Annotated in this window: 18 protein-coding genes and 1 pseudogene; 2 read left to right on the forward strand and 17 right to left on the reverse strand. The window is 40.4% G+C overall.

The genetic code is table 11. The annotated features are described in order from the left end of the window. A partial coding sequence (locus tag BUB73_RS15870; RefSeq protein WP_175552226.1) for a transposase occupies positions 1-771 on the forward strand: 771 nt, incomplete at its 5' end. 447 nt (positions 772-1,218) lie between these two features. Then, positions 1,219-1,863, forward strand: a complete 645-nt coding sequence (locus BUB73_RS15875) for a formate/nitrite transporter family protein (protein WP_083539829.1) — start codon at positions 1,219-1,221, stop codon at positions 1,861-1,863. A 91-nt stretch (positions 1,864-1,954) separates the two neighbouring features. Here the strand turns inward: BUB73_RS15875 and BUB73_RS15880 are convergent, their stop codons facing one another. From BUB73_RS15880 to BUB73_RS15965, 17 genes and pseudogenes are all read right to left on the reverse strand, one after another. After that, positions 1,955-2,950: a bile acid:sodium symporter family protein gene (locus tag BUB73_RS15880; RefSeq protein ID WP_073287327.1), complete on the reverse strand. Its 996-nt coding sequence runs from the start codon at positions 2,948-2,950 to the stop codon at positions 1,955-1,957. A gap of 25 nt (positions 2,951-2,975) precedes the next feature. Further along, on the reverse strand, positions 2,976-3,920 hold the full coding sequence (locus tag BUB73_RS15885; protein ID WP_217650920.1) for an ADP-ribosylglycohydrolase family protein: 945 nt from the start codon (positions 3,918-3,920) through the stop codon (positions 2,976-2,978). Between the two features lie 150 nt (positions 3,921-4,070). Beyond that, complete coding sequence (locus BUB73_RS15890) at positions 4,071-4,823, reverse strand: MBL fold metallo-hydrolase (RefSeq protein ID WP_139259249.1); 753 nt, start codon at positions 4,821-4,823, stop codon at positions 4,071-4,073. Positions 4,824-4,942: 119 nt separating this feature from the next. Continuing rightward, positions 4,943-5,140: a hypothetical protein gene (locus tag BUB73_RS15895; RefSeq protein ID WP_073159696.1), complete on the reverse strand. Its 198-nt coding sequence runs from the start codon at positions 5,138-5,140 to the stop codon at positions 4,943-4,945. Positions 5,141-5,154: 14 nt separating this feature from the next. After that, on the reverse strand, positions 5,155-5,550 hold the full coding sequence (locus BUB73_RS15900) for an ATP-binding protein (protein WP_254794916.1): 396 nt from the start codon (positions 5,548-5,550) through the stop codon (positions 5,155-5,157). 14 nt (positions 5,551-5,564) lie between these two features. Next, complete coding sequence (locus tag BUB73_RS15905; RefSeq protein WP_073159692.1) at positions 5,565-5,846, reverse strand: hypothetical protein; 282 nt, start codon at positions 5,844-5,846, stop codon at positions 5,565-5,567. Further along, a pseudogene (locus BUB73_RS15910) lies at positions 5,839-6,874 on the reverse strand (YhcG family protein). Before BUB73_RS15910 ends, BUB73_RS15905 begins: the two are co-directional and overlap by 8 nt. A gap of 294 nt (positions 6,875-7,168) precedes the next feature. Beyond that, complete coding sequence (locus BUB73_RS17795; RefSeq protein ID WP_083539827.1) at positions 7,169-7,810, reverse strand: hypothetical protein; 642 nt, start codon at positions 7,808-7,810, stop codon at positions 7,169-7,171. Then, complete coding sequence (locus BUB73_RS17460; RefSeq protein WP_170932315.1) at positions 7,810-7,977, reverse strand: hypothetical protein; 168 nt, start codon at positions 7,975-7,977, stop codon at positions 7,810-7,812. Before BUB73_RS17460 ends, BUB73_RS17795 begins: the two co-directional genes overlap by 1 nt. A gap of 134 nt (positions 7,978-8,111) precedes the next feature. After that, on the reverse strand, positions 8,112-8,711 hold the full coding sequence (locus tag BUB73_RS15925; RefSeq protein ID WP_073287335.1) for a hypothetical protein: 600 nt from the start codon (positions 8,709-8,711) through the stop codon (positions 8,112-8,114). Further along, positions 8,698-9,417 carry a DUF3800 domain-containing protein gene (locus BUB73_RS15930; RefSeq protein WP_073287338.1) on the reverse strand — a complete coding sequence of 240 codons (720 nt, stop codon included), beginning with the start codon at positions 9,415-9,417 and terminating at the stop codon, positions 8,698-8,700. Before BUB73_RS15930 ends, BUB73_RS15925 begins: the two co-directional genes overlap by 14 nt. A 230-nt stretch (positions 9,418-9,647) precedes the next feature. Further along, on the reverse strand, positions 9,648-11,873 hold the full coding sequence (locus tag BUB73_RS15940) for a hypothetical protein (protein WP_073287341.1): 2,226 nt from the start codon (positions 11,871-11,873) through the stop codon (positions 9,648-9,650). Next, positions 11,863-15,351 (reverse strand): hypothetical protein, encoded by a 3,489-nt coding sequence (locus tag BUB73_RS15945; protein WP_073287344.1) that lies wholly within the window; start codon positions 15,349-15,351, stop codon positions 11,863-11,865. The genes BUB73_RS15940 and BUB73_RS15945 overlap by 11 nt, the downstream gene beginning before the upstream one ends. 221 nt (positions 15,352-15,572) lie before the next feature. Next, on the reverse strand, positions 15,573-16,508 hold the full coding sequence (locus tag BUB73_RS15950; RefSeq protein ID WP_073287347.1) for a nuclease-related domain-containing protein: 936 nt from the start codon (positions 16,506-16,508) through the stop codon (positions 15,573-15,575). 24 nt (positions 16,509-16,532) lie between these two features. Continuing rightward, a complete protein-coding gene (locus BUB73_RS15955; RefSeq protein ID WP_073287350.1) occupies positions 16,533-17,675 on the reverse strand; it encodes an HNH endonuclease family protein in 1,143 nt (380 codons plus the stop codon). Next, positions 17,668-19,797, reverse strand: coding sequence for an AAA family ATPase (locus BUB73_RS15960; protein ID WP_073287352.1), 2,130 nt, complete (start codon positions 19,795-19,797; stop codon positions 17,668-17,670). The genes BUB73_RS15955 and BUB73_RS15960 overlap by 8 nt, the downstream gene beginning before the upstream one ends. Beyond that, positions 19,798-20,001, reverse strand: a 204-nt coding sequence (locus BUB73_RS15965) for a transposase (protein WP_139258420.1), incomplete at its 5' end; no start/stop codon positions are given. It abuts the gene before it with no gap.

The following is a 20,001-nucleotide window of genomic DNA, read 5'->3' on the forward strand; positions in this document are numbered from 1 at the left end:
GTGCACGAGGGCTACGGGAAGGAGGTGCTGGACATCTTCATGAGGGAACTCAGCGAAGAGCAGCGCAAGGGCGTGGAGCTTGTGACTTGTGATGGCGCCAAGTGGATAAGGTCAAGCATCGAGGAGTTCCTGCCCAATGCCGAGCGGTGCGTGGACAGCTTCCATGTCGTACAGTGGGCGACGGATGCCCTGGACAAGGTCCGTGTGGAAGCCTGGAGGGAGGCCCGCAAGGAACGCTGCAATCCGAAACGGGGCCGAGGCAGGCCCACGAAGGATAGCGTCCCGAAGGACCGCACCGCGGAGGGGATAAAGAACTCCAGGTATGCTCTGGGCAAGGCTCCGGAGAACCTAAACGAAAGCCAGCAGAGAAAAATAGAGCTCATAGCCAGCCGCTATCCGCGTCTCTACAGGGCATACCAGCTCAAGGAGGAGCTGCGCATCATCCTGAAGATGGGCTATGCCGATGCCAGGGAAAATCTGGACAGGTGGCTGTGGCGTGCAAGCCACTCACGCATCGGCTCAGTAAAGGATCTGTACGCAAAGATCAAGCGTAACTACGACGGAATCCTCAACACAATCAGGCTGGGCGTGTCAAACGCAAGGATCGAGGCGACGAACAACAAGATAAAGCTACTGATACGGACTGCCTATGGCTTCAGGAATATGAACAACATGCTGTCGCTGATAATGTTGAGCTGTGCCTATGTAGATGTAAAGATAGCCTACGAATGGGAATCGGAATCGAGAGAATCATCTAGCAAGGCAGCCTAAATGCTTCCACACATGTTGATGATGCCTCAAAAATTATATCTTAAAATGACTTGTCCCGTGCATCCTAATTAGGTATATTACGCCTAGGCATCCTCACGGATCAACGCCCGATCTAACAGTATATTAAAAGCTCGTCGCTCTTACGGTACAGTTTAGGCCCACGGCTCCCTGACTTGGCTTGACCATGCTTCAAAGCTTAAAAAGGTGGGAAAAACGAAATCCTGAGGCACTGCTATCTTTTTTAGAATAGTAGTATCGAGTGTTTCGCCGTGGAACGGATGCCATACTTTTTTTAGACAAGGGAAGGCTTCGCCCTCCCTAAAACCCTCCTGGGCAATCGCGAAAGCGATTGCGATTTTGGATTGAAGCCGAGGGGTAATTTTGACGGTCCCGCTTTCCTTGGAGCGGGACTTTTTTTAGGGTGCAGTTTTTTCTATGTTTTGGGGTATGATTAAGTCTATTTTTGCCGGCCTGATGATTAGCGTGGGATGCGTCAGCTTCCTTTCTGTCGACAACAAGATTGCAGGAACATTCCTGTTTTCCCTGGGTCTTTACACCATCATCCTGCTAAAGTTCGACTTGTTCACCGGCAAGGTGGGTTACCTTTCTACAAATCGCAACCTGGCTTACCTAAAGTATCTGGGCAAGGTCTGGCTGGGCAACCTGATCGGCACTACCGTTGGGGCAGCCACCGTTGCGGCCACACGCCTTACCATCAGCACAAGCGCTCTGGTTGCGGTCAAGCACAACGACAATTTGCTGAGCCTTCTGATCTTGGGAGTCTTCTGCGGTATGCTCATGTTCATCGCCGTCGAAGGCTACAAGCGCTGCGGCAACCCGCTGATTGTCGTATTGCCTGTCATGGGATTTATCCTTTGCGGTTTTGAACACTGTATTGCCGACATGTTCTACTTTGCCTTCGCGATTATCAAGGGCATTGCAGGCGGTATCGCGGGCGGGAACGTTGCGACCTTCGGCGGTGTTAGTGAAATTGGCAGCACCGTGCTTCGTCTCGCCGTTATCACCATAGGTAACCTGATCGGCGGTTGTCTGGTTTGTTACGCCAGCGTGAACATCAACAAAGAAGCTTAGTAAACAACCTAAATTTTATACAGGAAAGGCCCGCATTTTCGCGAGCCTTTTTTTTAAAGATTGCATTTTTACACTGCAATTTTTATAAAAATTATCTGGAATTTTTCCTGTCCAGTTTTGCAAAGATTCCTGCAAGAACCGTACCGCTAATGGAATGGTAGGCACAGCTGATAGCGCAGGGAACCACACACAGGGCGGCTTCAGGATGGGCCGCAATATTTTCGGGATTGGCGAAAAATCCAGCAGCGAGGACGGTAGCCATTCCCGCATTTTGCACGCCAACTTCAATAGCGACGGTACGCTTCTTGGCGGTATTGAACTTAAGAATGCGACCTACACTGTAACCCAGCACATAGCCCAACGCATTATGGCAGAACACCACCGCAAGCACCAGCAGTAAAAGGGTTATACCGTTTGCCAGCAAGTGAGGGCGAACCGTCACGATGACGCCACCCACAATAAGCGCAAGTCCAATGACACTGACGCTTGGCATGTTGGCCTGCAGTTCCTTGAATCCGTCGCGATGTCCAAAAAAGTGATTGCAGAGAAAACCGATCATCACGGGGCCGATGGTCACATAGAGAATGTTCAGGAACATGCCCACTGCATTCACGTTGATGCTGGTGTCTGCAAGCCACAAGACCAGCAGCGGCGTCATGACGGGAGCGAGCAAGGTGCTGACGGTCGTCATTCCCACGGAGAAAGCCACATCGCCCTTCGCCAGGTAGCTCATCACATTGCTGGAGACGCCACCGGGGCAGCAGCCCACCAGAATGATACCTACAGCGAGATACGGATCCAGTCCGAAAACTTTCGTAAGGCACAGGGCAACCAGCGGCATGATGGTGTACTGAGCCAAGGCGCCAGCGCAAATGTCCAGCGGGCGCTTCGCCAGGTTCTTGAAATCCTCAATGCGAAGGGTCAAGCCCATGGACAGCATGATGATTCCGAGAATCACGGAAGAAACATTTCCACGCACCCAGGCGAAAGTGACAGGAGCAAAGAAGGCAACCACCGCGCAGGCGATTACAAAGAGAGAAGTAAAGGTGGAAAGAAAACGGGTCACCGCCCTGATTACTTTAAGCATGGCCCAAATATAAAATGGTTCCGTCTTACTTGCAAGCCACGAATTTCTGGAACCGGATTAGCATTTTCAACATTCGTTCATCCAGGCGGTTGACGGTCTCCTGCTGGATTTCTACAGGAATGCCGTAGACAGCTTCGGCCATGGCGCAGGCGATACAGCAGAGGGTATCGCTGTCGCCGCCCAACGAAACAGCCAGGCGGGCTACTTCCTCGAAGGAGTTCCCTTCACGGAAGGCGCAGAAGGCCTGAGGCACCGTATTCTGGCAGGATTCATCCATATGGTAGGTGGGGCGGATCTTGTCGCAGGTCATCTTGCTGATGGGGTATCCGTAGGTACGTTCCACATAGTCGAGGATTTCCTCCTTGGACTTACCTGCACGACCTAGGAAAATGGCGGCGGCCACGGCCTTGGCGCCCTTGATTCCCTCGGGATGATTGTGAGTGACGCGGGCAGAAACCTCGGCAAATTTTTCCACATCTTCCAGAGTATCGTAAGCCCAGCCCACCGCAGAAACTCGCATGGCGGAACCGTTTCCCCAGCTGTTGTAGGGCTTTGGATTCCTGTCTACCAGCCAGTAACGGAAATTTCCACCGTAGCCTGCATAGGGGAATGCCTGCCCCCACTTTTGCATGGAAGCGACCATAGCCTTTTCGGTCTTTTCAAGGTCGGGTTGACCGCCCACAGGTTGACCGCCCGCGAATCCAGCCATTACCGCTTCCGCCACAGCCACCGTCATGACGCTGTCATCGGTCCATTCCGACGCACGATTGAACAGCGGGAATTCCGTGGTCTTGATGTTGTTGCAGTCAAATTCGTAGGGAGCCCCGATAGTATCGCCAGCGATAGCCCCCAGAAGGCAGGTGTCCTTTTTTAAACTTAACTTCGGCGCTTTATTTTCCATTTCGCCCCAGCAAATGTTACTCGCAGCCTTGCGGAAAATTTCCTTCATTTTCTTTTCTTGTTCTGTCATAAAGACTCCTTTTCCCTCTTTATCGTTTTAAAACCAGCTTTTGTAAAGCCCGCATGATGCAGGCGCCAGCATTAATTGTTACACCGTAAATGTAACCGAAAAGAAAGAGGACAAGGTCGCCTGGAAAGCGACAGAAAAATGGTCCAGGAATTAATGAGTCACTTCAATCACATTCTTATTGGGCTGCCGCTGGGCGTAATATCCTTCCAGGATCTGCAGGATGGATTCCTTTTCCCGCAGGACAAGGCGACGATGGCTCATGTAAAACTGCTGGGCAGAACAGCCCTTCAAAAATTGAATCTGCTGGTAAAGCAACTGCACGTTGTAAAAATCGGGACCGTTATGATTTACCGTAGGGTAAGTGGAATCTCCCAGGAAAGCGATAGCGTCACGGGACTGCTCGCCGCAACAATCGCAATCGGGTACATCGTCGCCTACAGTGAGCATCAGGGAACCTTTGGCGTGACTGCTGGGAATTGGCTCAATGCAAATCTTTAAACCATCTTCAAACTGCAAGGGCGACTCAACAACCTGAGTGCCGCTGCGGGCGCGAATGTTTTCATCGCAATGGCGGAAGGTCTCACGTCCAACGAAAAGGTTGTCGAAGGAGACCCGCGAAAGGTTGAAGAAATGGTCCCGATGGAAATGGGAAATGACGATATTTTTCTTGAGTGGGACAGCATCTTGATGCAAGCGCGGCGCAGTTCCCTCAAGAAGTTCTCCCACAGAAACATCGCAAGGCAAATTGTTCACAAAATCTGCGGCCTCATCCGAGGCGCCAACATCAAAAATCCACCAAGCGGTTTCCCCACGGATGGCATAAACATCCGCACTCAACGGCCCCTTTTCGCTAGGGTTCGATGCTGGCAGATGAAGGATTCTTGATTGCAAATCGCGGAACATGATTCTCAAATGTAACTATTTAGAATGCGCAGCAAACTTTTTGGAGATTTTTTGTCACCAAAGACATCCTTTTAGAAATTTAGTGACACAAAACACAGAACACATCCAGCCACGGCTATTTAAACCGGGGCTTCAAGAAAGTGTGTGGGTAGCCCAGCACTCCAAACCAGCAACAAATGCCAGATTTGCAACATGCAATTCAGCATGTCGTTCATGAAATAGTGCGCGTTGCGGTAAGCGATAAGCCCACCATCGCGATACCTGCGGACGGTGCTGTCGAACTGGGCGTTGAGATCTTCAAGTTTAAGTGGTTGCATAGTTATTATCGGAGTCACTTTTTCAAAGAATATGTCCTATTCTTGTTCGCTCCGTTGGAGACAATTTTGCCTTCTTCTACAAGTTCTGTGATATAGTCCTTGGTACGAGAAATCTTCAAACCAATAACATCTGCAATTTCTTGAGACCGGGCTTCTTCGTGTTCAGCAAGGTATTCGACAATCATTTTCTTGAAATTTATCGCCGATTTATCGCCGATTTTTGAATTCTGTCGGCGATAAAAGTTCACTCGAAATATGTCTCCGATTTCGGTGAATTCAGGGAGAGCTACGCCGTATTCCTGACACATCGTATTAATTCGCTGGAAACCGGACCCCCATCCTTCGAGAACATGAACCTTTTCCAAAGTGCGGGCAAGAGTCTTGTTACGGACGGACGAGCGGCCACTCAAGGCCTCTTCCAAAGTCAGCGTTCCGTAAAGAGTGCCTGGCGAAGAAATCTCCACACGTTCGTTGCCTTGTCATGCGAACGACCTGCAAGCAGGTGCAAGTTTTCCAAATCAGCCTTTGTGATTTTTCGTTTGGAACGTTTTGAAAAATCCTTGCATAGAAAATCTATATCGGCATCGGTCGCCTTGAGCGAACGATACGGAAGTTCATCGTAAGAGATGTTTTTTCCGCGATTTTCAAGTTCACTAAGGGCCGCCAAATCAGCGTTGCGAATGGTTGCCGAGGAGACATTAGCCATCCTTAGGTCTGTCAATTAACCCCGATTCCAATTCGTTGATTGTCGGAATTAAGCCTTCAACTTTTGCAGGGTATAATTTTTCAAGTTCAAAATCTGAAATACCTATTGGCTGGTTGCTCGATTCCAACGCATATTGGGCTAACAAGCGATCTTTACTCTTACAAATAAGCAGACCAATTGTAGGGTTATCCTCTTCACGCTTTAAAATGTGATTTGCGGAAACAACATATCCACCTAATTGACCTACATCTTGAAAATCGAATTCACCCATCTTAACTTCGATGACGACATAACATCTAAGAGTAAGGTGATAGAATAGCAAATCAATAAATTTTTCTTTTTTTCCGACCTGCAGCCTGTACTCCTTGCCCACATAGGCAAAACCAGACCCCAGCTCTATCAAGAAATTAGTGATATTGGAAAGTAAAGCCGACTTTAACTGTTTTTCGTTATACTCCTTTGTCACGCCGGCAAAAGCGAAACTATAAGGGTCCTTTGTAATTTCTTTCGCAAGATCGCTAGTTGGAGATGGTAATGTCTTCGAAAAATTGGTAATCGCCTTGCCCTGTCGCTCATATAGGTTTGAATCGATCCAATTCATAAGCGAAGAACGGCTCCACCCATTTTCAACAATCTGCCCTACAAAGAAAAGCGCTTTGGGCGGATTGTCAGAGAATTTATCAATGAGCAAACGATGGTGGCCCCATGGTACTTTAGGCAATTCTTCCGCAACTTGCGGAAATATTTGCGGATACAATTCTTCCGCAACTTGCGGAAACAATTTCTTGGGATCCGAATAAAGCTGATAAAATCGCTTTGCATATCTCAAATTCCCTTCTGTCAGCCCCTCCGCATCTGGTAATAACTTTCTTAAATCGCGGCTAAGAGTGGCATAAAATTTGGTGCCATACTTATTATCTATCTGCTTTTCGAAGATGTCCTTTCCCAACGCTATAATAAAATTTCAACTGCTCCGAATTGATGTGAACAGAAGCCTTGATCAAATAGCTTTTATATCTTGATGACAACTGTTAGACCCATTCAAGATAATCCTTATCGAGAATGGTTAAAGATTGTTTTTGCCCGTTTTCACTTTTTCTACTCATGCAAGACCTCTCGCCCTAAATATACTCACAATCAGATGTCACAAAATGTCAAACCGGCGTTTCCCCTAAAAAACGCGCTTTCTCGTCTAAAAAATCGCCGTTTTTCGTTCAATTTCGTCAATTTTCGTCTAAAACTCGTCTAAGTTTCGTCTGTAAATTAGCTATTTAGACGGGCGGGGGGAATAGATTGAAGTGTTACTCATTTTCCGAGGCTTTTCAATTCCTTCCTGTCTTTATTCTTCCAGAAGGTGAGACCGTTTCGGGCGCCTCCGGCAACGAACGCAGCCGCCATTGACGGGACCACGGGGTGGCCCAGCCGTTCGTCGTTGTGCGCGACGGGCTGATTTGCTGGATGCAACGCAAGGCAGAAACGCTGGCCGAAGAAACGATTCCATCCACCTCGATTCCATCGGAACAGATTTTTCCTTCGAAATGCGTCTTGGGTTTGCCCTTCGGACCATAATCGAAATGAACAATATCGCCTACATTCAAAAGCCCCGCCTTCACAATCTCGTACAAAGCGTTGCTCTTGTCTGTTGTCTTCAAGGACTCCTTTTCCTGCGTCAATTCCAAATCCGGGAAGTCGTAAAGCACCTCACCCTTGCCGTTCATATATTTTTCGATATGCTGAATCTGCACATCGACCTTCTGCATCGAAGCCCATTCCTCAAGGTCGCTCGGGGAATAGTCTATCGGCAAAGAGACAATCGGGGCCTTTTCCAGAATCTTCTGGACAAAACCGTGCACATGGATTTGCTGGATTTTCAGGTCGGATTCAAGAAGCTTCGAGAACTCCTTCTTTTTTCCGATTTCTGCAATGCAAAGTTCCGTAATCTTGTTCTTCGTCTCGCGATTCATCACCGCGTTTTCCCAACCACACCAGAAATCCGGATCAAACTTTTCGGCAGCAAGATGGAATAGTCACCGAAGAGAAGCTTGAAGTTGCGGACGACAACCTTCTCGACCTCTTCTTCGGTCTTGAACTGATCTTTGGAACAGAATGTGCCGGAGGAAGTAAGAAGCATGGTGACTCCAATCAAAATTTTCGTCTATAAAATGTCGATTTTTGCATAATTTCGTCATTTTTGCCTAAATCTTGTTTAAACATCGTCTACTTGCTTGATTTTTTTATTTAAAAAATCCTATTGACAAACAATCATCACAAACCTATATTTACATTATCTCGTCTACCAGTTGTAGAAGGAGTTTCTGGAGACGTTCCGCCAAACGGAACGTCTTCTGCTTTTTTGTACATACGGTAATGCTTCAATTGTTTTTGAAGAGAGTGATCATATTCCAGATAAAACGCTGTAATCAATAAGCAATAGTATTCTCGCTTTTCAAGAACAACCAGAAATCGCTCTTCTTCAAACAGAAAATGAAAACGCTTTGTTGACTTGTATGGTTCTTCCCAATACTTGATGCCATCGCATTTTTCGACACAACGGGCCTTACATTGATAATTCTCTATAAATTTTCGAATCCAGTGTAAACGTTCGCAGCGTCTGAAATCGGGTTCACGATTTTGAACGTTCTCGTAGTTCTTGCATGTGAAATGAACAAAAGACTCTTCGTAGCCATCTATTATAGGAGATTTCCGAACTTGGACTTTCAGACCTTGAAAAAACAAATCGTTTGACCAAAAATCTTTTTTGTAGGTACAATAAAGGGAAGCTTCGTATTCTTTATACGAGGCAACGGTAAACGAAGTTTGCGGAAACTCGTTTAATTCAGGAAGCCAACAATTATTCCTGGTCATTACGAGATTTCCACACAAACAAATTCAACTTATCCTCACGAAGGAGGGTGGATTTTTGCAAAGTATATCCTGATCTTTTTTGAATAAGCTCTATAATCCTCCTTTTGGCCACACTCCGTTTTTCAGAATCACCAAAAACTCTATTGTTATAGCCAAAGGCTCCTGTTAAAACATCTGTAATTTGCATTATTTGAACTTCATCAGACCTTATAGGTTTCACCTGCTTAATAATTCTCTTTGAAAAATCATACATTGAATTGGAAATCACACTCCAAAGTTTTTTAGCCCTTTCCGCTGAATGCGTATCCTTTATATCAATAAAAATATTGTATGTATCTGTCGGAACAAGCATGGCCTTCAACATGCTAAAATACATCTTGTAATACCACTCATCATGAGTCTGGTTGAACATTTGGTGGTTCAATTTCTTTTTGTCGGGAATCAAGAGTCCTCTAAAATGTAAATCCGTTTCATCAAAAAAATACTCCATCAAGTCTATATAGACCTGAATTTTGGAAGGTGAGATTTTTGTCCACTTCAATTCAGCCTGCACAGGAACATTGTTGCGAATCTTTATTTCCTTTATTCGTCCGTTAATCTGGTGCCGTTTTTCCTTTGGACACCACACGCCCCCTAGAACCATGACATTGCTATTGTCATGTTCCAAATGGCAGCTTTCATCACAATAGAAATTGTATTCAGTCATACATTCTTCCTCTGATCGTTAAAATAGGTTATTCAGCGGGCGAGGGCAATAGATTGAAGCGTTACTCATTTTCCGAGGCTTTTCAATTCCTTCCGGTCCTTATTTTTCCAGAAGGTGAGGCCGTTTCGGGCGCCTCCGGCAACGAACGCAGCAACCATTGACGGGGATTCGCATTCGACAATTCTGGGAATGCTTATATAAATGGGTTGCTAACAAGATAAACCTCCTTATTAATCTTCCCCAAAGTCTTCGTCTTTTTCGCAAAAACGAACGTATTCATTTAAGTACTTCATCGGGAATGGTATGACGGTATATTGTCCGTTTCTCACGAATTCCACAGATAACATATGTTCAAGTTCATTAAAGAATATTGGGCCTCCCTTATTTACGCCGTTCTTGTTCCATGAAATCACATCACGAATAACGCAGGACGTAGGAAGATTACTCTGCAACGCCTCCTTTTTCTTTCCAACGAAATACTTGAATTGACCATCAAGTGTTATTGACTTTATTCCAAGGAATGAATTGAAATTTTTATAGAGATTATCCCCGCTTTTCATTTGACCGTGCAAAAGAACAGGGTTTCCATCTTCAGAAGAAACATCATAAAGCCAGTAAACAAAATCGCTTATAATTTTCTTCTTAATTAGCGAATGTTTTTTTCCCTCTGAATCATACATGTTCAAGACATCTTTGTATGAGAGTTCCTTATCAAACGAGTTATGAATATTTTTCCTTAGGTCATTCAGTTCATTCTGCTGTTTATCAGTCAAATTCTCATGTATTTCAATAAAATCATCTAGATAATTTTCAAGACGATTCTTATCAATTTTATTTTCACTATCAGACAGCGAAAGCGTCCTTAAAATTTCTTCAACATCAAGCAAAGTGAATTGCTTAGTTTTATAGATGACATTTATGTTGTTTATGTCGTTGTATACGATACATTCAATGCCCGAAGATTTGTTCTTAAAGCCTTTGTTGTAATATCCAAAGATTCGATCCAATACATTCCACTCATCATTTTCCGGATATTCCCGGTTGTCAAAAACATCAAAATTTAATTTTCCATCAGTACAAATTTTCATTTTATAATAGCGAAAACTATTGCACCGCTTTGCCTCATTCCATTTCCCTTTTCCACATTTTACAAACGTCCATTCCTTTGGTTCATTCCAATTCACAAGTGTAATCTGACGATTAACAACATCGCCTTTAATAATGAGTTCTTGCACTATATTGCGCATTACATCTTTTAGTGTATCGGAATTGACCTTTTCAGCAGAGTTTTCTACCGTGATATGTTGAATAATTTCGTTTTCAGAAAAAAGATTGTGCTGATCTTGAGGCTTGTTGAACTCGTTAAAAAGATTTAGTGAAGCGGCCTCTTCTGCAGTCGCATACTCATCAGATTCTTTATCGTGAATAATTTCAATGATGTATTTTCCTTTTTCACGATTATCCGGAACAGATTCCACGCCATATTCAGACTTCAAAAAATTCACAATCCGCGATTGCATTTCCTTAGCATCGGTTCTATTTGGAATTGTATTTACGACACAAATTCCATTCTTATTTACAAAGGTTCCATAATCATAGTTTTCGTAATTAATTCGTTTCTGTTCACAATTTTCATAATTCATAAATGGAATCTGTTCAATAGTGATGAAATCGGAAAGATTCTCTTTCACATCTTCAAGGAACGTTGCAATAATTCCGGCCTTTGACTTTCTATAGTTATCTCTGGACAAAAAATCCAAAAACTTTTTTCTTGGTCCCTTTTTACTTAGAGCGCCCTGGTCGAAGAAATATTGACCTTTCTTTAAATCAGAATGAAGTTTTCGACGAAATTCTCCAGTTTCTTCATCAAAAAGGAACTTCGGTTCAACATTTCGTTTGCCGTATTTTTTTAAAGCATTGACTTCGGAAAAGGTTTCTGTATTGGCTTCCAAAAAAATTGAATTTAAAGCAGTAAAAAAACGGATTCTCAGAAACTCAATTGTTTTTGCATTTGGTTTAATGACAGGTGAATAATACAATTTACCAGTAATGTTGTTATATGCAAATATATCGCTTGAACGATTCTTAAGCGAATTCACCAGCAACTGTGCAAGTTCAACATCCTTAATTCCTTCTTTGGAGGTTTCATCTTGACAAAAAAGGTCCACCTCATTTGCGACCGCAGAATCATCCTTTGCCTGAATTTCTTGTTTAAACTTGTCAAAGTTGACATTACCCTTATTAAACATGGCAAACCATCGTGTTTTTTGATAATATGCGACGGATTGTGCCTTAAATTGTTCAGCAGGCAAGTCTAAAACATTCTCTTTCAAAAAGAGATCCTTTGTTGCAATCTGGTACACGACAAATTTTTCATCTACCTTCTTGCGGTCAATTTCAACCTTAATATTATTCGTGTAAATCGGAAATTTATTTCCGTCAAGATTATTTGCCATTGTGGACCTCTTCTATAAGCATCTTGATTGCAGATTCATTCGGCATCCCCTTCTCATCAATAAGCCAGGGAATCTCTATGATTTTGCCATCTTTATCAGACGATATTACCGATTCGCCTTCTTTTATAATGTTAATCACATAAGCTTTTTTAGCTCCAATCGTATTCAACTTCTTTTCGATTTCAGAATGGAATCGTTCTGTACTCTTTGCAACCGTTCTTTTCCAATGTTTGAAATCTACATACACCCCATCGATGAGCATAAAATCAAAAAATTCAAAATTTGCAGGATCTTCAATTTCCTTCAATGTCAAATTCAATTCTTGTTCAAGAATGAATCTTCCTGCGATTTCTCCAAGAGCACCCTTATAAATGTTATTGAATAGAACAGGAGAAAGAATTAAATCATCTTTTCCGAATTCCGTGGCATAGTGCATTTTTTCAAAATGTTTCTTCATTCCACTATATAAGAAGAATTGCTGCAATCTTGCAGATTTTTCGCTCACATGGCCAATATTTCGAGCGTATTCTTCATCAAGTCCCTTCTCAAAATCGGAACGATCCTTAAACAAATTGACAATTATTCCTGAAAAATCGCCTTTCTGCGCATAATAGTAATTGGATCTATTTTCAAAATTTTGAATATAGTAGTCGCCCAAGATATGATCTTTTTCAGCCAAGTTACTTGGTGCCGTAGGATGTCTAAGTGTGCATTCTCGTAATTCTGTCCAAAGACGCATGCTTTTAAGAGTCCAATCGTGGCGCAGCATGCCCTGAATGTAGGAATTAGCACTTTCAGACTTACGGTTCGCTTCATTTTCTACTAAAGATTTTTCTTCCGGAAGCGATTGTGCAAAATTTGCCGCAATTTCAAAAAGTTTTTTTAATTCCGGATTCATCAAATCCACTCGTACACTCGCAACATCCAATGTTGCAAGCAGAGCGTTATTTGTGTAAATGAAGATATCCTTTTTTTTATTGTTGGTGCGACAAAGTCTTCCAACAGCCTGGATGACATCGCGAGTTATTTTGCGTCTTACACTTGTAGAATGTCTCACGACTTCCATTGGTGCATTGTAATCATTCTTATTCGTATATGCTTTAAAGCCCGCCTGAACAAGCTGATTCAAATCACGGGGACTAATTTCGTTATTTTCGTAAAGATACTTGATTTCAAATAGGAATTCAAGAAGTTCCTTCATCCTGATTTTTTTTACATCGTTAATATTTGTAACGACATTCGTGACATCACCTAAGTAAATCGCGTCAAAATCTTTTACATCTTGTTTGCGACCAATTTGAACAATAGATTCGCTATCTATATCTCTTTGTGGAATTTTATACTGTAGATTCTGACCGGCGCCAATAGTTTTATAAGCTGAAAAAACAAAGATCTTTTCACCATTGGCAAGTTCCTTTAAAAGCGAGTCCTTTTCGTCTTCAAAATCGCTACCACTTTTTAAGACCTTGATTTTAGGGTTACTTTTCCCATAAACTTTGCAATACTGCTCTACAAATCTTTCAAACACCCCTAAATCAAAAGTTGCAAGGTTTCGTTTGGGAAGCGCCATATTCAAGCAAAGAAGTGACTCTACATTCTCATTGTCTATGAAATTCTTCAATACAGCGAAGATGTTGCAGTAACGTTTTTGATAATATTCTTTATTGCTTTGCTGTATATCCAGATTTTCCAACATTCTGGAGAAGTTTCGCTCAAGATCTTTGTTTTGTGTTATTTGCTTTAAACGCTCTTGAATGGATTTATTTTCTTCGCCTCGATCAACAGATTCAATATTGACTTTGATTGAGCCATCTTGATAGGGAGACCATTTTTCCTCTTGTGATTTTTTTAAGGATTCGTAAGTATCTTCCGTCAGCATCAGCAAAGAGTCCTTAAGTTCATTCCTTAAATATTTCTGGGAATAATTAGAAAGAACCGAATTGATACGTCCAGTTGCTGAAAGGCCGATTACTTTCGTGTTTTTCGCCAAGAAAAGAAGGATTTTTTCAGGAGTTTCATCAATCTGAATAAAATTGATTTTCGTTTCTTCATTATGTTTGTCACCATCTACAAATTCAAAGAACTTGAACCCTCGATTAAAGAAAGAAAAATCGTCAATAACGGTTTCTTCTTCGCGGATATTTCGAATGGACGACGATGTAATCAAATCATGAAAAATATTGTTCAAATGTTTGCTGCGGAAGTAAGCATCGCAAATAGTATCTACTGCATCCTCTACCGTGTAAGACTCTAAGACAGCATTCTGTTTTTTTCTTTTAATATTTTCTGCAACCGCGTAGCGTTCCGCCCAGTTGGCAATAAATCTTGCAAACTCATTCAGGAAATGAGTCACGTCACGCAACAAAGAATAGATGTTGATATCGTTGTCAAGGTCGCGATTTTTTTCGTAAACATCTTTATTTTCGTAATAAATCTTAACCTGCTGATTATCGCCATCCTTGACGCATCGGATGTAATGATTATTGTTACTTAAATAACTACGGAATGCGCCATCAAAAAACAAGAAACTACGACTACGATCAAATCCATCATTCGTCTTGTAATTGAAATACAGAGCGTACTTTTCATACAAGCCCTCTACTTCTTTTTGCAAAGTCTTGAGAGTGCGAAGATAAGGCTTATTTTCGACGTATTTCTCATAGGGGCCGTAAAAGGAACTGGCAGGGCGGTAATCTCGCATTCTCCCGTGCAGTTCCTTAACCATGTCCAGGTAGTCATTTTGAGACTCAACAGCCTTTTCTATGATAAATTCTTGAATGGTATCTTTAGATGCGTCAAACTCATCAATAAAAACAATTGAGTTCTTTAAAACATCCGCTGAAATAAACGGATATGAGGGTTTGACCAGCGTATCGTTTCGACGCAAAAACTTACTAATTGACAAAAGATAAATCTTGAAATCATCAGTGAAAACTGTTGGATAGATTTCACCAATCCACCGATATTTTGAATTATGTCGAATGTTATCCTTTTTTTCTTGCTCCGAGCCCTTCATTTGTGTGGTAATGATTTTCCTCAAATATTTTCTAAAAACAACTTCCGCTTCAGAGAGTCGCTTATCCATTTCCTCTCTGTAAATCCCAGGCGTTTTACCATAATTCGGCTCGGTACACGCTTCAACTAAATGGTATAGAGACTGATATTCGTCTCCTTGGAATTCTTCGGGAACTTTCACCCTGGTGATATTTTCCTTGACGAAATCAACATTGGACTTTATAACCAAAACTTCCTTTTTGTAAAGAACTTCATTATTGTACGCTTTTTTAAGTTCATCTTCTGGAAGATTTTTTAAGAGAGTCGTCGTGAAAAAGATTTTCTTTTTGTTATTGGGATTCCGAGCATAATCGTGAATTGCCTGGCAAGACCAGAACGTTTTGCCACTTCCGGTATTCGGATCAACGAGAAGCAAACCGTTTTCGCGTCCAGAATCAATGAAATCTAAGATATTCTTTTTCATACGTCCTTTTTATCTAGAGGAATCCATTCTAGCTAAATATACTCACAACCAGATGTCACAAAATGTCAAACCGACTTTTTTCCGAAAAAAACATTTTCTCGTCTATAATTTTGCCGTTTTTCGTTCAATTTCTCCAAATTTCGTCTAAAGTTCGTCTAAGTTTCGTCTTTAAAATTGCTATTTAGACGAGAATTTAAGCTTTTCTAATCATTTAACCAATCTTATTTCACTATTCGGTATTCGTCACAATATCTGCAAAATACAAGTTGCCTTCTGGGCCAGCCTGTTTCGAACAATTCTAGGGGCTTGCGGCATTTTTTGCATTTAAACGAAAACGGTTTGACCATTCCACAAGATTTGCAAATAGCTTCCCATTTCTTAGTTCCCCTATTCTTTTCAAACGAAAGAACGTTTCCACATTTACAGTTTGCCTGTTCTTCCTCGATTTTTCTATAAAAAAACTGCGGACGGTGAATGTCTTTTAAAAAAGCTATAGTCTTTACTATATCTTCTTCCGGCAACAACCAAAGAGAATCGTTTTTCAGGATGGCGTCTTTTACAAAATTCTTTACCGTGTCCGTTTTTTTATAGCTCTCATAAATTTCGAGAACCTTATCCGGAATAACTTCGGATTTAAGGACCGTTCCGTCAAATTTACATGGTTTGTCAGGCTTTACCACATTAGATTCGCCATGCAAAGCAACTAAGTAATGGACAGGATAATTCTGAAATCCTCCTTGAAGAAAGAGAAATTTCTTTCTAAGGGTTTCTTTGTTATTCTGCAAAACTTTTCTTAACGCTTCGGACTGGATTTTCGCTTGATAGATAGGACTTTCCTTACTCGGATGCCATTCGTAGTCCTCTTTTGATAGATACCAGCAATTTCCGTCTTCATCATATTTCATCCCGCCAGTCCAACTCTTTGTTTCTATAACAATAAAACAATAAGGCGTAAAAACAAGATGGTCTATTTGAGTATAATCGCCATCGTCAGTCAAGCATTTGAATCGCAGATTGTTAAGGACATGAATTTCAGGATGGTCAAAAAACTTGCGCTTTAAATAATGGGCGGTTTGTTTCTCCGCTTCATAGCCCATTAAATCTTCTTTAGAAGCCAATTCCTTTGATACGATATTTTCAAGTTCTTTGTCTATCATGTACTGTTTCCCAAAAGGAGCCGACTACTTTTTCATTTTTTTGTATGTCTCATCAAATTGATTAATAACATCTTCTTTAAATTTACGTAAAGGATATTGCTTTTCCCCAACATTTAAAGGAATCCCCAATAGAATATCCCGAAAATATTTCGGGATTTCCCCATTTTGAACGATTCCTCCAAAATTAAAGAATCTATATAAATCTTTACTTTTATTTGCTCCATAATGATAATAACGTCGCAACAAGTCATTTATTTCTGTTTTATGTTCATTATAAATTGAAGTCAGGCAAAACATTTTATCTGCTTTTTTTATTTTGCGACGAGTAAAACGACTTCCCTTCACATTTAATCGAACTTGAACATCGCCAGCTTTTACTGGCAAATATATTTGCCCCCCGGCTTTCAATTTTACATTAAATTTTGCAAAATTCCCAAATTCCTCTTCATAAGGATATACGATTCCTTTTGTTTGTTCTTTTTTTCCATGATTACATAGCAAACACGATGGAATAAAATTATAAAGATAACATGAAAAATAAGGGTAAATACTTTGCGGATAAAAATGATCTATTTCGGACAGACGTTTTTTTGATCCATTAAATAGCTCCGCGAGAAAAGTATACTCTCTATTACAATATGGACACACATCTATATTTAACTTATCACAAAAAATCTCAGCAGACCAACCAGATTTATAATTTTTCTTAAATTCCTTGTACCACTTTCTACTTTCCTTTGGCGTACAAAAATCATTATACCCAAAAGCTATTTTCAAGCGATCTATTTTTTTGTTATAAGCTTTTTGAGTCCGAGTAAGTGCAGCACCTTTCCGTTCAGGATATTTCTGCATTTTTCCATTTAGAATTATCCACCTATAAAAGAAATTTAACCCTTTTTGTTTTATATCATCAGGCCCAACAATTAATTCTTTCAATCGCTGATTAAACAAATCATTCTTTTGAAAATCTGTAAGTCCACTTAGTTCTGCTGAAGATGCATATATGATGTTATCTTTTATGAAATCTTTATAAGTTAAAGAGTTATCCCAGCTACATTTAGTCTTTGCCCTTTCGGAGAACCAATCCCAATGAATTTTCTCCAAATCTTTGCGTAAGGTATCATTTTCTAATAGTTTTATTTTTATCATCTTTAAACCGTCACTCAAGCAGGCTCTTAAGAACTGGATCCCCAACTTTGTTTAGTATTTCCATTCTCTCTTTTTCAAATTCTTTCTTTTCGTCTCCTGTAAAAGGGGACTTTGTATTAGGATTTAAACCATTTCGAATATCAATTAATCGTTTTATTTTCTCTTCTGCAAAAGCTCCAATTGTACTCTCTAAGAAGAATGAATCGTAGAACATTTCTCCGATATTTCCAGCAAAAGTGCTGATTTTCACGTTCGTGTCCATAGAACCATCTTTCAAATAGAGTATGCGTTCTGGAGGTAAGTCTGACAAAACAAATGGAGAATGCGTTATCAAGAAAATGTTAAATGAATGCGTGTCAGTTAATTTCATATTTTTCAAAATATCAACTAGTTTTTTCACAAAAATTCTTTGATACTCAGGATGAAAACATAATTCTAGCTCGTCAAATATCATATTGATATTTTTATATTGGAGGCGAGAACCATTCACGGACATTATATTTCGAACGTGGTACAAATGGGTAGAAATAGTTTGCAATAATTGAAGTTCGCCAGAACTCATTCTATTATAAAGAACCTCCTTTTTTTCCATTTCATCATACAGATAAATATCGTACTCTAATATAGAGGGTGGTAAGCACTCAATAATTTCATCTAGCGAAAAATCTCTTTCTTCATCAACAAAATCACCGTCCCAAGGTTTTGCATGGATGAAAGGCATTAAAAAATAATTTCCATCTTTATCGCGTGTAAAATTATTCCATTCGTCTTTTTTCTTTTTTATTGTATTTCTAATTTCTTCCAAATACAAGTCAAAATAATTTATCGGATCGTTTAAATCGCGGTCTCTGAATATTTTTTTATTTTCATCTTCTATACTAAGGAAATTAATAACTTGATGAATCTTTGTAACCACATGTGAAGAGTCAGAGGACATTGTATCAAGCAATGCTTTAAAATTAGTTCTGTCAACATCGTCAATATCTTTTAGCTTAAGATCTTCTATGCCCCCATCACGAAAAGTTTCATATAAATGATATTTTGGAAGCGATAAAATTTTACCTTGAAGATAAACTAGAGCAATTTTTTTTATGGGTATTGATTTTTTTGTGATGTTTAAATGAAAGTGATTTATAATAATATTTGATATGCTAGTAGGATCACTTCCTAGCCAACCATCTACTATACCTAACATTTCTTGGGGGTCGGTTATTCTTTTAAACTTTTCCCACTCATTAAATTTTTCAGTTGCAAAATCGCCTCTAAAAAAAAGTTCAACCCTATTCAATTTATATCTGTCATCAAAAGAAAGATTGTGAACTTTCGCATAAATTAATAAAGCAAGTATACGATACTTTGAAAGTTGCATTTCTTTTTCAACATCAATGGCACCTTCATTTCTCATTGGGTTCAAAACAATCGGGCACGTGTAACCATCATTTTTGTGAAAGATTCGTTGAATCCAGGATTCAGAGGAATCGTTCGCTAGCCATTTATTATTTAATAGAGGACCATGCAATCTGCATAGTTCTTTACAATTAGATCTATAATTGGAAGGGACAAAAGACAATATGGCATAATTGGAAACAATTGTATAAAAAAATTTATCAGCAATATTTTGAGCTTGGGATCCACTCACTTCAACAAAATTTATCACATCAAGTACATCAGGTCTATAATTTGATACAACTGGTGTGCGAAGGCCCAATGAAATGGATGTTTCTTCACATTTCATTTTGTATTCAATGGAGTCAATATTAAAATAAAGATTCAAATATAGACCAAGTGAGAAAAAATTTGATCGTGGCATTAAATGAGTAAAAATACAAGCAAAATTATTGATTGCGATATATATCAACTCCATCAGCGTACTTTTGCCAGAGCCATTTTTTCCGACAATCGCCTGGACATTAATCCTTTCCCCAAAGAACGTATCAGAATTAAAACGTTCATCAAAGCTTGTCTTCTTAAGTTCACCTTGTTTATTGTGCTCATAAAAATCATTGAAAAAGAATCGTTTGTTGATAGGCTTACTTTCTTCTAGATTCTTATAATCTTTCTCAGACAACAAATTTTTATACAGATTTTTACTCTTTTCCCATTGTTTTTTTGGAGGCATCATCAACATGTGTGGAAGCATTTAGGCAGCCTTGCTAGATGATTCTCTCGATTCCGATTCCCATTCGTAGGCAATCTTTACATCTACATAGGAACAGCTCAACATTATCAGCGACAGCATGTTGTTCATATTCCTGAAGCCATAGGCAGTCCGTATCAGTAGCTTTATCTTGTTGTTCGTCGCCTCGATCCTTGCGTTTGACACGCCTAGCCTGATTGTGTTGAG

It is taken from the genome of Fibrobacter sp. UWH6 (genome assembly GCF_900142465.1).
GTDB lineage: Bacteria > Fibrobacterota > Fibrobacteria > Fibrobacterales > Fibrobacteraceae > Fibrobacter.